The organism is Arthrobacter sp. NPDC089319 (assembly GCF_040684925.1).
Classification (GTDB): domain Bacteria; phylum Actinomycetota; class Actinomycetes; order Actinomycetales; family Micrococcaceae; genus Crystallibacter.
On sequence record NZ_JBFBGZ010000001.1, the window covers coordinates 156,964 to 172,535 of the forward strand.

The following is a 15,572-nucleotide window of genomic DNA, read 5'->3' on the forward strand; positions in this document are numbered from 1 at the left end:
GGTCAGTCGTCGTTCCCGTTACGGTTTCCATTCCCGCCACCGTTGTCGGAGCCGCCGCCGTTGCCGTTGTCCGAGCCGCCGGAGTCGTTGTCGGAGTCACCGCCGCCGTCGTTATCGCCGGAATCCGAGTCCCTCTTGTTGTCGGTCTCGACCTTTTTGGGCTGCGGCGGATAGAGCATGCTGCTGGGCGCGGAGCCGAAGCCTCCGGTCTTGTACAAGCCCGCGACCTTCTCCATGTAGTCGGTCCACTGGCCGCCGGCGATGGTCGCGCCGTCAACGTAGCTGCGGGTCACGCCGTTGATCGGGATGTTGTTGATCGACTTGTAAGCGTGCGGGTTGCCCACCCAGGAAGCGGTGGAGATGCCCTTGGTGTAGCCCACGGTCCAGGTGTACTCGGACTTGTCAGTGGTGCCGGTCTTGGCAGCGGAGGGAACACCGATCGGGTGGATGCCGCCGAGCCGCAGGTTGACCAGGTTTTCCAGCGGGACGCTGATGGCAGCGGCGACGTCTTTGGAGATCGCCCGGTCACAGGACTTCTTCGGGACCTTGTACTTGTTGCCCGCGGCGTCCTTGACGGAGGCCAGCGCGATCGGCTTGCAGTAAACACCTTCATTGGCGAAGGCCGCGAACGAGGCGGCCATCGTCATCGGCGAAACGTTGGTGGTGCCGATGATGAAGGACGGGTGCTCGATGCTGATCGGCTCTTTGTCTGTGGCCGTGCGTACCCCGAGGCGGGTCGCCGCGTCCTGGATGTCGCACAGGTCCAACTGCGCGGCCATCGCGGCGGTGGCGGAGTTGATCGACCAGGTCAGGCCCTGGCTGGCGGTCATGCTGCGCTCGTAGCCGGGCAGGGCGTTCTGGAAGTCCCACTCGCTGAACCACGCGTCCGGCGGCAGGCAGCTGGCCTGCCAGTTGTACTGGGCCGGGTACATGGTGCGGCGCGCATCGACCGAGGCATTGAGCGCCTTGCCCGCTTCCAGCCAGGCGACGGTGGTGTAGGGCTTCATCGTGGAGCCGGGCTGCCAGCCGTTGCCGCCGCCCATGTCAGCGTCTACGTTGTAATTCAGCTCGGTGTTGGCCGCCCCGTCTTCGGGGCTGTATTTGGTGTTCTGCGCCATCATCAGGATCTTGCCGGTCCCCGGCTCGACCGAGACCATGGAGGAACCAACACCGGACTTATCGCCCTTCGGGACTTCCTGCTCGATCTGCTTCTGGGCTTCCTTCTGGAGGCGGGAGTCGAGCGTGGTCTTGATGGTCAGGCCGCCGCGGGCCAGCAGCTTGGCGCGTTCGGTGGAGTCCTTCCCGAAGGCGTCCGACTGCATGATCGCGTGCTGGACGTAGCTGCAGAAGTAATCGGCGAAGTTGGCCGCCACACAGCCGGAACGGACGGGCTTGAGATTGAGGTCCAAGTCGGTGGCAACGGCTTCGTCGTATTCCGCCTTGGTGATCTTGCCGGCGCTGAGCATGGCCGCCAGCACGGTGTTGCGCCGCTCCAGCGTGGCCTCCGGATTGTTCACCGGGTTGAAGTAGTTCGGCGACTGCACCATGCCGGCCAGCATGGCCGACTGCGGAATGGTCAGCTTCGCGGCGGAGACGCCGAAGAAGGTCTTGGCAGCGGCTTCGATCCCGTACACCTGGCCGCTGAACAGCACAATGTTCAGGTAGCCCTGCAGGATCTCTTCCTTGCTGAATTCCTTTTCGACGGCGATGGCCAGCTTGGCCTCGCGGAGCTTGTCGCCAATGTCCTTGGTGCCGCTGATGGTGAGCTCTTCGGCGCCCTTGCCCTCGGACGCGCCGGCGTCGATGAGCACGTTGTTCACGTACTGCATGGTCAGGGTGGACGCTCCCTGCAGATCGCCGCCCGCCAAGTTGGTCACAGCCGCGCGCATGATGCCCTGCGGGTCCACGCCGTTGTGCTCGAAGAAGCGCACGTCCTCGATCGAGGTGATGGCGTTCTGCATATGTGGGGAAACCTTGTCCAGACTGACCGGGACGCGGTTTTCGGCGTAGAACGTAGCGATCAGTTTGCCGTCGGAGGACAGGATCCGCGACGGCTGGGACAGCGGCTGCGTCTGCAGTTCGTCCGGCAACTGGTCGAAGTACTCGATTGAGGAGGTTGCTCCGACACCGGCTACGGCAGCGGCCGGGACCAGCAGTCCCGCGGCGAGCACGCCACAGAGCGCACTGATACCCAGGAAGCCAACGATCTTGCCGAGGGTGGTCGCAGTGTCGAAGAAGGGGGATTTGCGAGCGGCCATGGGGTCCACTTTACAAGCAAGCGCTAGGCTTTCATTCATGACCAAATGGGAATACGCGACAATTCCGCTCATTATCCACGCGACCAAGCAGATTCTTGACCAGTGGGGCGACGACGGTTGGGAGCTCGTCCAGGTGTTCCCGGGCCCGAACGGGACCAACCCGGTGGCCTATTTGAAGAGGGAGAAGCAGTAGCCATGAGCGGAACGACCGAAGCCCGGATGTCCGCCGTCGAAGAGCGGCTCGCCGGCCTGGGCCTTTCCGTACCGGAGGTCGCAGCCCCGGTGGCCGCCTACGTGCCGGCGGTAGTCACCGGAAACTACGTCTACACCTCCGGGCAGCTGCCGTTTATCAAGGGAGAACTGCCGGCTGCGGGCAAGGTGGGCGACGGCGCCGGCCTGGTCAGCGCCGAGGAGGCCAAGAAACTGGCTGCGACCGCCGCGGTGAATGCGCTGGCAGCGGTCAAGAGCGTCATCGGAGACTTGGACCGGATCACGCGGATCGTGAAGGTTGTGGGTTTCGTCGCGTCCGATCCCGCCTTCACCGGCCAGCCCGGCGTGATCAACGGGGCATCCGAGCTGCTGGGACAAGTCCTCGGCGACGCCGGCGCCCACGCGCGCTCCGCCGTCGGCGTGGCAGTGCTGCCGTTGGATTCGCCGGTTGAGGTAGAACTGATTGCCGAATTCAGCTAGTCCGCTTCGCGAGGAGCAGCGGCTGTTCCCAGTGGCTCCGGACCAGCTGGGGGCGGCCCACAGTTGGTTCGAGCACGGGGAACGCTCACCGCGGAAGCCGCGTCTGGCGTCCTCCGTGGTCCTGGTCCGGGATGGGGCAGCCGGCACGGAAACCTACCTCGGTTACCGCTCCGGATCCTCTCCGTTGGGCACTGTGGCGTTTCCCGGCGGAAGCGTGGAAGATGCCGACGGCGAGCCGGTTACCTGGTTCGGGCCGTCGCCGGCCAAGTGGGCCGAGTCGATGGGGCTCGACGACCATCGGGTTGCCCAAAGCCATGTGGTGGCCGCCATCCGCGAGCTGTTCGAGGAAACCGGCGTGCTGCTGGCCGGCCCGGACGAGTCCAGCCTGCCGGAATCGACCTCCGGCGCCGACTGGATGCGTACCCGCGAGGCCGTGGCCGGTCAGGAGAAGACTTTTGCCGAGGCACTTTCCCGGCGTGGGCTGGGCGTGCGCACTGATTTGCTCAAGCCGCTGTCCAACTGGCTGAGCCCGGATTTCGCTCACCGCCGCTTCGATACGCGCTATTTCGCTGCCGCCCAGCCCGCCAACCAACGGCCGTCCCTGCTGGAAAGCAAGGGCGTGTGGGCCGCCTGGCTGTCGGCGCAGGAGCTGATGGCGGGGCGGGACACCACGGCATTGGGCGATCTGGTGGACCAGCCGGACACCCGGGGACTGACCTTCAGCGAGGCGACCTCGCCGGCGGTAGAGATCATCGTCGAGAAGATCGCGTCGGCCCGCGGCTGCATTGCCTACCTCTCGCACAAGCGCCCCCAGCGGGTCTACCACCCGGAGCTGGTGCTCGTGGATGGCGTGCCCATGTTGCAGGTTGTGGCCAGCGCTGCTGCCGAGGGCGGGGCCGTTCAGCGGGGTCGCTGAGCGAACTGTCCAACACCACTCAGGAAGTACGACGGCGGGGGCCCACCTAATGGTGAGCCCCCGCCGTCGTACTTTTTATTGGAAAATCAGCGGGAACGCTGGCGCAGACGCTGGATGTCCAGGATGACCACGGCGCGAGCTTCCAGGCGCAGCCAGCCGCGCTGGACGAACTCGGCCAGGGCCTTGTTCACGGTTTCGCGGGAGGCTCCCACCAGCTGGGCCAGCTCTTCCTGGGTCAGCTCGTGCGCCACCAGGATGCCGTCCGTGGCGGGGCGGCCGAAACGGTCGGCCAGGTCCAGCAGAGCCTTGGCCACACGGCCCGGAACGTCGGAGAAGACAAGATCGGCCAGCGAGTCATTGGTGCGGCGGAGGCGGCGGGCCAAGGCCTGCAGCAGCTGCGCCGAGACCTCCGGACGGGTCTCCAGCAAGCCGCGCAGGTTCTCGTTCTTCAGGCCAGCCAGGCGGGTTTCGGAGACAGCCGTTGCCGAAGTGCTGCGCGGGCTCGGGTCGAACAGGGCCATTTCGCCAAAGAGTTCGCCCGGGCCCAGGATGGCCACCAGGTTTTCGCGGCCGTCGTTGGCAGTGCGGCCCAGCTTGATCTTGCCGGAGACGATGAAATAGAGCTGGTCGCCTTGGTCACCTTCGCGGAACACCGAAGCGCCGCGGGACAGGTCGACCTCGGTCAACTCGTCGGTCAGCGCTGCAAACACGTCGTCGTCAAGGGTGGCAAAAAGAGGTGCGCGGCGAAGGATCTCTACGTCCATGAATTCTCCAATTTAGTACTGTTCGGCGTCTGTCAGGCTGCTCTCCCGTGGGGGCACTGGCTTCCATTTTGCCGTATGTAAAGCGTTTGTGACATCTTCCACAAGGCTTTTCGCTCCCAGAGGACGGGAAAACCGGCGGCATCGTGGGCCGCGCAGGATCTACCGGAGTGCTCAACGGCCAGACCGGCTGAATAATTCCCACAGGTGAACGGCTTAGACTAGTGCACATCCGACCGCTACGGAGAATGTGTGATTTTCGGCCTGACCATTCTGGACATCGTCCTGCTTCTGATCCTCCTGTCCTACCTGATTTCAGGCCTGCGCAAGGGGTTCGTGGTCACGCTCGGCGGCATCATTGGCATCGTCGCCGGCGCCGTGGCTGCCTTCTTCGCGATCCCGCTGGTCAGCCAGTGGGTGCCTGACAGCGGATGGCGGCTGGCTGCAACCATCGCCGTGGCGGTGTTGTTGGTGGTCTTGGGACATGCCCTCGGATCCGGAATCGGCGCCGGCATCCGGCGGCGGATGGACTTCCCGCCGCTGCGGCCGGTGGACCGTTTGCTGGGCGGTGCCATGAACCTGGGCGTGACCGCGCTGGTGATGTCCATGTTGGCGTTCAGCCTGGGCACCATGGGCGTGCCCTTCATCTCCCAGCAGATCGCTGGCTCCAAGGTGATCGCGACGATCGAGCACCTGACCCCGAATCCCGTGAAAGCCTGGGCTGCCCAGGTGCGTTCCGCCGTGGTGGCCGACGGCATCCCGCTGGTGCTCGATCCGCAGGCACCGCGGGAACCGGCGCAGGTCCCCGACACCAGTACGGACACCGCGGCGCTGAACCAGGCATCGGCCTCGGTGCTCCGGATCGCCGGAACCGCCTTCCAATGCGGACAGAACCAGACGGGTTCGGGCTTTGCGGTGGCGCCGAACCGGGTGATGACCAACGCGCACGTAGTGGCCGGCGTCAATGAACCAGTGGTGGAGATCCCGGACGGACGGGTGCTGCCCGGCCGAGTGGTGTTCTTCGACGCGGTGCGCGACCTGGCGGTGCTGGCCGTGGACGACTTGAACGTTCGGCCGCTGCCACTGGCCGGCGAACTGTCCGAAGGCGACTTCGCTGCCTTCCAGGGCTATCCTGCCGGTGGCCCTTTCCAGAGCAACCCCGCCACCGTCCAAGGCCGGTCCCAGGTGTTGGTCCAGAACATCTACGGTGCTGACCCGTCCTCGCTTCAGGTGTACACGCTGGCCGCGGACGTGAAGCAAGGCAACTCGGGCGGCCCGCTGCTGGACGCCGACGGCAATGTTGCCGGTGTGGTGTTCGCGAAGTCCACCCAGAACGTGCCGGTGGGTTATGCGCTGACGCTGGAAGAGGTCCAGCCGGTTGTGGACGCGGCACCTGGCTACCAGGAGACCATCTCCGCCGGCCAGTGCGTGACCCGCTAGGGCCTATCCGCTAGAGGACCTCGGCGAGGTATTCGACCGCCAGCCGGTAACCGGCAATGCCGGCGCCCGCTATCACGGCGTCGGCCACGCCGGAAATGTAGGAGTGGTGGCGGAACTGTTCGCGCTTGTGGATGTTGGTGATGTGAACTTCCACCACCGGCAGTGCCACACCGGAGAGCGCGTCGCGGAGGGCCACGGAGGTATGGCTGTACCCGCCCGGGTTGATGATGATCGCATCGGCTGTGTCCCGGGCAGCGTGGACCGCATCGATCAGCGCACCTTCATGATTGGACTGCACGCACTCGGTGCTCCAGCCATGCGCCGTTGCGGCCTCGGTGGCGAGTTTCTCCACGTCCGCCAGTGTTGCGGTGCCGTACACCTGGGGCTCGCGCGTGCCGAGCAGGTTCAGGTTCGGTCCGTTCAGGACCAGAAGGCGGCGGGATCCGGGAGTGTCTGCAGTCATGCCCTTACTATGCCTCAATCCCGCCGCAGGCGGGGTCTCCTGTTACGCGTGGCCGGGCCGAGCGCGGGCACGCCGGGGGCTTCCCGCCGGGACAGTCAGCGGGCAGCCCCCGGCGCGTTGCCGGGCCGGGCGTCAGCCTTTCAGCGACGCGGCGATCTGCTGCATGACGGTGTTGTCGGCCAGGGTGGTGGCGTCGCCGACTTCGCGTCCTTCGGCCACGTCCTTGAGCAGGCGGCGCATGATCTTGCCGGAGCGGGTCTTGGGCAGTTCCGGCACCACCAGGATGGTGCGCGGCTTCGCGATCGGACCGATCTCCTTGCCCACGTGGTTGCGCAGCGTGGCGACGATGTCCGGGTCTTCCGCCGCATCGCCGCGCAGGATGACGAAGGCGACGACGGCTTCGCCGGTGGTTTCGTCCTTCGCTCCGACGACGGCGGCTTCGGCAACCGCAGGGTGGGAAACGAGGGCTGATTCGATCTCGGTGGTGGAGAGCCGGTGGCCGGAGACGTTCATGACGTCGTCCACCCGGCCGAGCAGCCAGATGTCGCCGTCGTCGTCCTTCTTGGCGCCGTCGCCGGCGAAGTACATGTTCTCGAACCGGGACCAGTAGGTTTCCTTGAATCGTTCCGGGTCGCCCCAGATGCCGCGCAGCATGGCCGGCCACGGCTCGCGGATCACCAGGTAACCGCCGTGCCCGTCGGGGACGGAGGCGCCGAGTTCGTCCACCACGTCCACGGCGATGCCGGGCACGGCGACCTGCGCTGAGCCGGGCTTGGTGGCGGTGACGCCGGGCAGCGGGGCGATCATGTGTGCGCCGGTCTCTGTCTGCCACCAGGTGTCCACGATGGGGGCCTTGTCGCCGCCGATGACGCGCCGGTACCACATCCAGGCTTCGGGGTTGATGGGCTCGCCCACGGATCCGAGCACGCGGATGGAGGACAGGTCGTACTTGGCGGGGATGTGGTCGCCCCACTTCATCATGGTGCGGATTGCGGTCGGCGCGGTGTAGAGGATGGAGACCTTGTACTTCTCCACGATCTCCCACCAGCGGCCCTGGTGCGGGGAATCGGGGGTGCCCTCGTACATGACCTGGGTGGCGCCGTTGATCAGCGGGGCATAGGTGACGTAGGAGTGGCCGGTGACCCAGCCGATGTCCGCGGTGCACCAGAAGACATCGGTTTCCGGTTTCAGGTCGAAGACGGCCTTGTGCGTGTAGGCGCACTGCGTGAGATAGCCGCCGGTGGTGTGCAGGATGCCCTTGGGCTTGCCGGTGGTGCCGGAGGTGTAGAGGATGAACAGCGGGTGCTCTGCGTCGTGCGGCACGGGGGTGTGTTCCGCGGATGCGGTCTGCACGGTGTCTTCCCACCACTGGTCGCGGCCTTCGTGCCAGTCCACCGGTTCGCCGTTGCGCTTGACCACCACCACGTTCGAGACGGTGTGGCCGGGGGCGGAGAGTGCCTCGTCCACGGCCGGCTTCAGCGCCGAGGGTTTGCCGCGGCGCCAGGTGCCGTCGGCGGTCACCACCAGCTTCGCCTCGGCGTCGTCGATCCGGGAACGCAGCGCATCGGCGGAGAAGCCGCCGAAGACCACCGAATGCACGGCGCCGATCCGGGCGCAGGCCAGCATGGTGATCACCGCTTCGGGGATCATCGGCAGGTAGACGGCGACCCGGTCGCCCTTGGACACGCCGAGGGACTCGAACGCGTTCGCGGCCTTCTTCACTTCCTCGGTCAACTGTGCGTAGGTGTAGGTTCGGGTGTCGCCGGGTTCGCCCTCGAAATGGATGGCTACCCGGTCGCCCAGCCCGTTCTCCACGTGCCGGTCCAGCGCGTTGTAGGCCGCGTTCAGCTCACCGCCGACGAACCACTTGGCGAAGGGCGCCTCGGACCAGTCCAAGGCCTGAGTGAAGTCGGTGTCCCAGGACAGCACGTCGCGGGCCTGCTTGGCCCAAAAAGCCGGCCGGTCAGCCTCTGCCTCCGCATAGACATCCTGCTTGGCCACCGCTGCCTCGGCGAATTCAGCGCTGGGCGCAAACTTACGGTTTTCTTGGAGCAGATTCTCCAAAGCATCGCCGGCGGCGGTGGAAGTATGCGTTCCGTTGGCTTCAGACATATGAAGGCCCCTTCGTTTTGCTGTGGTCGTTGGCGTGCACCGGCTTTGGTTGGCCGGGCGCATTTGCTGCTTTTCAGCCTAATCCTTTGTGCGCCTTCCGCAGTGTCGACCGTCACAATGCTCGATGCAAAAGGTCTCAAATCTGCGCCGAGCGGCACCAGCAAGTGCGTTCGACGGCGGTGATCCGGCTAGTGAAGGGTGGGTTCCTTGACTACGCTGAGACCAGCGCCAGAACGTTGCACGGTGGGCTGGGCCCGCTCTGCAACCGCAACGACCCGGAGGATCGACGATGTCACAGAGCTCCCAGACCCACGGCACTGCAGGAACTGCGGTGGCCGGGCCCTTCACCGCGCGAGACCTGGTGGTGGGCATCGGCGTCATCCTGCTGTTTCTCTCCTCAGTGCTGCCGCTGGAAGTGCTCCGCGGCATCGGTGTGAACCTGTGGAACTCGGCGGGACTGTTCCAGCTGGCGCTTGGCATCCTGCTGCCTGCCGTGGTGCTGGTGCTCTTTGTGGTGCGCCGTTTGGCGCCGCAGACGCCGCTACGGATCGGATCCTTGTCCGTTGACCAATTTGCCTCCGTGGTGGCATCTCTGGCGTTGGCCTTCTATTTCCTGACCATCGTCACGGTCTACAGCGTCAGCGGAATCATTGGGTTCATCGGCGCACTGGTGCTCTTCGCCGGGACCGTCTGTGCACGATGGATCCCGCAATTGGCCGCAGATTTTGTGGGCCGCCCCGAGACCCCGGCCCACCCCGTGGCGCGCGATGCCGTTCCGGCCGCACCCAGGCCGAAGGCGCCGCAGCCTGCCGCGCAGCCCCCGGGCGTCGCGGCCGCCGAGTACGGGTCGGACTCTGCCGGCCAGCATCAAACTGTTTCGGCCGGCGCAACCGGTGTCTATGGCTCCGCAGCCCAGGCAGCAGCGGGCTGGGACCAAAGCGGCGCGCCACAGCCGTCCGCCGGCCAGTTTGCCGCGCCGTCCGGCAACGGAGCCGCCGGGGTGGCCGGTGCTGCCGCAGCTGCCCACGCAACACAAGCGTCGACATCAGATATAGACGCCTCGACGCGCACCACGGGGCGGGAAACCGCTGCCAGCCCGGCCTCCGTGCAGCAGGCCTCAGAACTTGAAACCGACGATTCCGTTGCGCCGGGCGCCGCAGACGGGGAGGCCGTGGGCATCCCGGTAACCGAGGACTCGAGCGGTTCGTCGACCACACGGGCAGGTGCCCTCGCGGCAGGCGGCGTTGCCCGCGATGTGGGGTACTCCGCCAAAACGGTGGTGGGCAGCCCCGCCCCGTCCTCCGACGGCCAGCGGATCCCGGAGCCGGCCGGAGCGGGCAGCGCCGAGGCCCAGGCGCGGGACAACGGCACGGCACAGTCCCGCAGCGGCGACCCGCAGGCGGAAACGGCCGTCCCGGTCGGCGGAGCGGTTGGCGGGGCAGCTGCCGAGCCGGCCGGTGCCGGCGGGGCCGCTGCCGGGCCGGCCGATGCCGGCGGGGCTACCGCCGCCGAGCCGACCGCGGCCCGGACCGGTGCGACTCGTGCCGACGCAGTCCCGGAAGCGGCGACCGCGGCCATGCCGTCCGTCGCATCGAACTCCGCCGGCCGTACCGCGGCTGAGGCTGCCTCGGCGTCGTCTCCGATCAGCGCCACGCGTGAACCCTACGAGGAAGCCGAGGAAGAGTACGAAGCCTTCTGGTTTGCCGTTGGACGCACCCGGCCGGTCCTGGACGAGAACACCGGGCAGGTCATGTTCACTGTCGAGCCGGGGTCATGGATCCTGGCGCTGCAGGACCGCGGGGATGAGTTCCTAGTCCAGCACACGGACGGCAGGGTGGGGGTCCTCAGGGACCTGACGAACATTGAGCGCGCCTGACAAGGCGCCGGCAACCCGCCGGCGCAAGACTGAAGAATCGCTGTTGGCACGCAAGCGCCGGGCCCGGCGGATCAACAAGGAACTCGCCGAACACTACCCCTATGCGGTGGCCGAGCTCGATTTCAGCAATCCCTTCGAGTTGCTGGTGGCCACCATCTTGTCCGCGCAGACCACCGATGTCCGGGTCAACATGACCACACCGGTGCTCTTCGCTCGCTATCCTGACGCCCGCGCGCTCGCAGAGGCAGACGAGACGGAACTGCAGGAACTGATCAAGCCCACCGGGTTCTTCCGTGCCAAGAGCCAGAGCTTGCTCAAGATGGCCGGCCAGATCGTCGATGAGTTTGACGGCGAGGTCCCGGGCAAGCTGGATGACCTGGTCAAGCTCGCCGGCGTAGGACGCAAGACCGCCAACGTGGTGCTGGGCAATGCCTTTGGCATCCCGGGCATCACCGTGGACACGCACTTCCTCAGGTTGTCGCGCCGTTTCGGCTGGACCGATTCCACCGATGCCGTCAAGGTGGAATTCGATGTGGCGGAGCTGTTCGAACCCAAGGACTGGACCATGCTTTCGCACCACGTGGTCTTTCACGGCCGCCGCGTGTGCCATGCCCGCAAGCCGGCCTGCGGCGCCTGCCCGGTGGCGCAATGGTGTCCGGCCTATGGCGAAGGGGAAGTTGATCCGGAGAAGGCACGCAAACTGCTGAAGTACGAGCTGGCCCCAGGACGTGAAGAACTCCTGGCCCGGATGATGGCAGGTGAGACCCGCCGGGAGCTCCGCGCCGCAGGCTATCCGCTGGGAGCCTGACCGTGAGCGCCAAAAAGGATCTGCAGCGGCTGATGGAGCTGCCGATGGAACAGCGGCTCTCCGTCCGTGAACGCGAGCGGTGGTACGACGTCGCCTTGGACGCGGAAGCGGTCAGACCGGCAGCAGTGCTCCTGCTCTTCGGTGCCCTGGACGATGCACCGGCCCACTTTCACGAGTCCGCCGTCCCGGATGACCTTGACGTGCTCTTCGTGGAGCGGGCCGCCAATCTTTCTTCGCATCCCGGCCAGGTGGCCTTTCCCGGTGGTTCCATTGATCCCGAGGACGACGGCCCCGTCGCCGCCGCGGTGCGGGAAGCGGTGGAGGAAACCGGGTTGGACGCCGCCGGGGTCGAGGTTCTGGGAGTCCTGCCGGACATCCCGCTGTCGGTCAGCAACTTTCTGGTCACTCCGGTCCTTGCCTGGTGGGCTTCTCCCTCGCCGGTGGCAGTGGTGGATTTCGCTGAGTCCGCACAGGTCTTCCGGGTTCCGGTCGCGGACCTGCTGGATCCTGCCAACCGGCGCATATCGGTGCTCCGGCGCCGCGGCCAGATCTTCCGCAGTCCGGCATTCCTGGTCCACGGAGTGGTGGTTTGGGGCTTTACCGCGATCCTGCTGAGCCATCTTTTTGATGATCTGGGCTGGACTTTGGCATGGGACACCTCCCAAGAGATCCCGGCCCCGGTCGCTCCGCTCCCGGAAGACGACTGACGATATCCCGGATACCTGGCGTGGGCGGTTCTGCGCGGGGCGGGGGAGTCGTCGCGGGTGGCGGGACTGGCCGCGTAGTAGGGCCGGCGGACGACCGGAAGGGATCCGCTGGTCCGGCAGTGGCCTCTGGACGAGGCAGCGGCGTGGGTCTGGGCTGCGGCACCGGTGAGGGTAGGGTCCCCGGGCGAGGTGCCCGGGCTGGCGCGGGTCCCGGTTGTGGTGCCGGGGTCGGCGCGGGTCCCGGGCGCGGCGCTGGTGAGTGAGTGTCCCGTGCCGGCGGCACAGCGCGGCCGCCCAGGACTTGATTCAACCAGGAATCCTTCGACGATAGCGTCCACGCGCTGTCTGCCCGCTGTGCCCAGTTGTAGGCCGTGAAAACGGAGAAAACGAACGGCACCAACCGGCCCGGCCTGAGGACGGAAGTCACAGGGTTCACAGCGGGCAGCGGGGAGAAGAGCCGCGGCGCCAGCTGCGCAGTGAGCCGGCGTTGGGCGGTCTGGCCAGCAAGCTGCAGGACCAGGCTTTCCGGTCCGGCGGCCAGCACGCCGAGGACGGAGTCTCCGTGGCGGCGCGCCAGCGCCCGGGCCGCCGCCATGTTCGGGGAGGCCAAGGCCAGCTTTGCGCGGGTGGAGGCTATGGCAACCCCGCGGGCTGCGATAGCGGGGGAGGAAGCAGCGATCCCGCGCAGACGGTGTGACGCGGCGGCGATCCGTGCCATCGCCGCGGCACTGGTTCCCGCGGCCCTCGCGGACGCTGCCCCCAGCGTGCCGACCACCGAACGGAAAATGGAGGCCGCTGCAGCTAGCCGCGCAGCACCGGCGGCACCTGAAATAAAGACCGAGAGACCCGCGCTGACCGGCGCCAGCGCCAGACTCACGCCCAGCGTCAGGGCGACGTCGCGGGTGAACGCGGTGGCCTCCTCAACCAGTTGGCGATGCGCCAGTTCCACCGCCCCGGCATAGTCGTTGCATCCTTCGGCGAGGGCGTCACAACCGTCCGCCACCATGGACGCACAGCTCATGAGTTCGCCGTGTGCCTCGAGGAGCAGCAGCACATCCATCCCGCGAAGGCCCGACAGCGCGCGCGTCGCCGCTCCTTCTGCGGCGGCCGCATGTGTCCTGGTCTCCCGGCCGATCTCCTGCCAGACGCCGGCAACGCCTCGCACCGCGGCGGCGTCGCCGGACGGCCACTGCACCCCGGCGGCGTCGGCGATCAGCTGCCCTAGTTCCGGAAGCAGCGGAATCGTGCCCCCAACGGCTGACGCCGGCAGGGGAAGGCAGCGCTGGCCGTGCGGGGGAGCCGGTTGTTCGAAGGCTGCCGGGGATCCCGTGGCTGCCTGTTCCGCGAACCGGTAGAGTGCCGCGGCGCACTGCGTGGAGCAGCGGAGCCGGCCGTAGGCGCCGGCAAGTCCTTCAACCCCGCGCAGCAGGAGCGCTGCGTCCCGGTCGTAGGCGTGTCCCCACAATGAAGCATCGGCCTCCCATCCCGACATTCCGGCGCCCGCGCCCAACCGCCCGTTTGCCGATTCCCGCACGTCCTCGTAGCCCGCGGCCGCCGTTCCCGCTGCCGCTGCGGACTGCTCCAAGGCGGCTGTATCAATGGCGAGCACTCCCATCGGCATCCCTCCTCCAGCGCCGCCGACCGGCAGCCGCGCCGCCGAGGGGCACAACGCTACGGTGTGAGGAGGAGACCGGCCATGGCAAAGGTCCGCGTTGTGGATAACCTTCCACCCCGAGCAGCCCGAGGATTTACTTGGCGTCGGCGTAGGAATCCACGATGGCAACGCTGACCGGGAACTCCACGGGGATCCGGCCGAAGACCAAGCGGGTGGCCGCCGCGGCCGATTCTTCGACCAGCCGGCGGGCGATGTCCGCCCGGTCTTCGTAGACATGCAGCATGACTTCGTCGTGCAGGAAGAAGACCATGTCCCCCACAAAGGTGCCCTCCGCAGCGCAGGCGCGCAACCGGCGTCGTAATTCAGCCAGCCAGCACAGTGCCCACTCCGCAGCGGTGGACTGCACCACGAAGTTGCGGGTGAAGCGGCCGCGGCTGCGGGCCAATCCATCGGCCCGCCGTTGCTCTTCCGCTGTGGTGGTTCGTTGCGCGGCCAGCCACCGGTCGGACGGCGGAGGGCAGCTGCGGCCAAGGTAACTGCTGACCACCTGGCCAGCTTCGCCGGCCCGGGCCGCACGTTCGACCACCGCGATGGCCTGCGGATAAGTGCGTGTGAGCTGGGGCATCAGCCGGCCGGATTCACCGGTGGTCGCCCCGTACATGGCACCCAGCATAGCGATCTTGGCCTTGGCCCGCTCACCGGCGAAGCCCGCGTCGGCAATGCCCTGGTAGAGGTCTTTGCCCCGCCCCGCCGCGGCCAACGCGGAGTCCTGGGCCAGTGCGGCCAACACCCGGGGTTCCAATTGAGCTGCGTCGGCGACCAGGAGCTTGCGGCCGGGATCGGGACGGACGGCATCCCTGATCTGACCGGGTATCTGCAGGGCACCGCCGCCGCGCGACGCCCAACGCCCGGTGACCACGCCGCCCACGACGTACTCGGTCCTGAATCGGCCGTCCCGGACCCAGGCATCGAGCCACGCCCAGCCGTTCGTCGTGAACAGCCTGGAGAGCTTGCGGTACTGCAGCAGCGGTTCGATCGCGGGATGGGAATGCTCCTTCAGGTCCCAGGAACTGGTGGTCTTGACCTCGATGCCGGCCCGGTGCAGGGCACGGATGAGCTGCTGCGGGGAGTCCGGGCTGAAGCTGGGATTCGCCAACTCCTGGCCGAGTTTGACGGCGAGATCCTCCAGCATTTCCGGCCGCTGGCCTTCCCTCGGCCGCTCACCCAGGTGGGAAGACAGGATGCCGAGGTGGATGTCCTCGTTCCACGGCACGCCGGAGTGCTCCATTTCGGTAGCGATCAAAGCGCCGGCTGATTCGGCCGCCAGCAGCAGCTGCAGCCGAGCGCGCTGGGGCGAGGCAGCGACAGCGGCCAGCTGGTCCTGCAATTCGGCCACTATGTCTTCCAACGCCGTCCCGGTGGCCCGTGGCTCGTCGAAGAGAGTGAACTGATCCGGGGACTGCTGCAGCGGCGGCAGGTGGCGGGGGAGTTCATCATCCTGGTGCGCCACCGGCTCCTCCCGGAGCGCGCGGATGTATTCGGTATCCGGGGCGTAGACGGACAGCGCCAGGATGTTGCGGACCAACGTTAGATCGTGGCCCCGGTCCACGCCCGACCCGGCGGCGAGCAGCGGCAGATAAGTGTCGCGGGTGGATTCGAACACCCAACGAGGTTCCTCTGCATCCAAGCTCCGGACCGTCTCGGCCAATTTTCCGGCTGGCACGACGGCGGGTGGCCCGGCGGGTGCGCCCTGCGCGTTGGTGCGCTGCAGATAGGCTTCGGGTTCCGTCCCTGCGGGCACGGGAATGTTCCGAGCTGCGGAGGCCAGGACGATGTACACGCCTCAATTCTCCCTTGACCTGTCCTCCACACAGGCACGGCGGGCCGCCGCCGTACACATCGGCCGGCGCTCCGGTCCTGCACCAG

Annotated in this window: 12 protein-coding genes; 7 read left to right on the forward strand and 5 right to left on the reverse strand. The window is 67.0% G+C overall.

Annotation, left to right across the window (positions count from 1 at the left end):
- Window positions 1–2 precede the first annotated feature (2 nt).
- Window positions 3–2,258: a transglycosylase domain-containing protein gene (locus tag AB0N75_RS00745; protein WP_364643702.1), complete on the reverse strand. Its 2,256-nt coding sequence runs from the start codon at window positions 2,256–2,258 to the stop codon at window positions 3–5.
- Between the two features lie 37 nt (window positions 2,259–2,295).
- Between AB0N75_RS00745 and AB0N75_RS00750 the strand changes: the two genes are divergently transcribed.
- The 3 genes from AB0N75_RS00750 to AB0N75_RS00760 are packed head-to-tail and all read left to right on the forward strand — an operon-like array spanning window position 2,296 to window position 3,864.
- Window positions 2,296–2,451 carry a DUF4177 domain-containing protein gene (locus AB0N75_RS00750; RefSeq protein ID WP_127512922.1) on the forward strand — a complete coding sequence of 52 codons (156 nt, stop codon included), beginning with the start codon at window positions 2,296–2,298 and terminating at the stop codon, window positions 2,449–2,451.
- Window positions 2,452–2,453: 2 nt separating this feature from the next.
- Window positions 2,454–2,948, forward strand: coding sequence for a RidA family protein (locus AB0N75_RS00755; RefSeq protein ID WP_364643705.1), 495 nt, complete (start codon window positions 2,454–2,456; stop codon window positions 2,946–2,948).
- Entirely contained in the window at window positions 2,932–3,864 is a 933-nt protein-coding gene (locus AB0N75_RS00760) for an NUDIX hydrolase (protein WP_364643708.1), read from the forward strand. Before AB0N75_RS00755 ends, AB0N75_RS00760 begins: the two co-directional genes overlap by 17 nt.
- 86 nt (window positions 3,865–3,950) lie before the next feature.
- On the opposite strand, the gene AB0N75_RS00765 is transcribed toward AB0N75_RS00760, so the two are convergent.
- Entirely contained in the window at window positions 3,951–4,628 is a 678-nt protein-coding gene (locus tag AB0N75_RS00765; protein ID WP_127512919.1) for a Crp/Fnr family transcriptional regulator, read from the reverse strand.
- A 252-nt stretch (window positions 4,629–4,880) separates the two neighbouring features.
- Between AB0N75_RS00765 and AB0N75_RS00770 the strand changes: the two genes are divergently transcribed.
- Window positions 4,881–6,065, forward strand: a complete 1,185-nt coding sequence (locus AB0N75_RS00770) for a MarP family serine protease (RefSeq protein WP_364644773.1) — start codon at window positions 4,881–4,883, stop codon at window positions 6,063–6,065.
- A 10-nt stretch (window positions 6,066–6,075) separates the two neighbouring features.
- Here AB0N75_RS00770 and aroQ read toward each other — a convergent pair whose 3' ends face one another.
- Both aroQ and acs read right to left on the reverse strand, forming a co-directional pair.
- Window positions 6,076–6,528, reverse strand: coding sequence for a type II 3-dehydroquinate dehydratase (gene aroQ, locus AB0N75_RS00775; protein ID WP_364643711.1), 453 nt, complete (start codon window positions 6,526–6,528; stop codon window positions 6,076–6,078).
- Window positions 6,529–6,660: 132 nt separating this feature from the next.
- Window positions 6,661–8,640 (reverse strand): acetate--CoA ligase, encoded by a 1,980-nt coding sequence (acs, locus tag AB0N75_RS00780; protein ID WP_364643714.1) that lies wholly within the window; start codon window positions 8,638–8,640, stop codon window positions 6,661–6,663.
- Window positions 8,641–8,929: 289 nt separating this feature from the next.
- Between acs and AB0N75_RS00785 the strand changes: the two genes are divergently transcribed.
- From AB0N75_RS00785 to AB0N75_RS00795, 3 genes are read left to right on the forward strand one after another with little or no spacing between them, the layout of a single operon-like run.
- Window positions 8,930–10,516 (forward strand): hypothetical protein, encoded by a 1,587-nt coding sequence (locus AB0N75_RS00785; RefSeq protein WP_364643717.1) that lies wholly within the window; start codon window positions 8,930–8,932, stop codon window positions 10,514–10,516.
- Complete coding sequence (gene nth / locus AB0N75_RS00790; protein ID WP_364643720.1) at window positions 10,503–11,324, forward strand: endonuclease III; 822 nt, start codon at window positions 10,503–10,505, stop codon at window positions 11,322–11,324. The genes AB0N75_RS00785 and nth overlap by 14 nt, the downstream gene beginning before the upstream one ends.
- Window positions 11,325–11,356: 32 nt before the next feature.
- Window positions 11,357–12,031 (forward strand): CoA pyrophosphatase, encoded by a 675-nt coding sequence (locus AB0N75_RS00795; RefSeq protein ID WP_364644776.1) that lies wholly within the window; start codon window positions 11,357–11,359, stop codon window positions 12,029–12,031.
- A gap of 1,748 nt (window positions 12,032–13,779) precedes the next feature.
- Here the strand turns inward: AB0N75_RS00795 and AB0N75_RS00800 are convergent.
- On the reverse strand, window positions 13,780–15,486 hold the full coding sequence (locus AB0N75_RS00800; RefSeq protein WP_364643722.1) for a bifunctional 3'-5' exonuclease/DNA polymerase: 1,707 nt from the start codon (window positions 15,484–15,486) through the stop codon (window positions 13,780–13,782).
- Window positions 15,487–15,572: the final 86 nt, after the last annotated feature.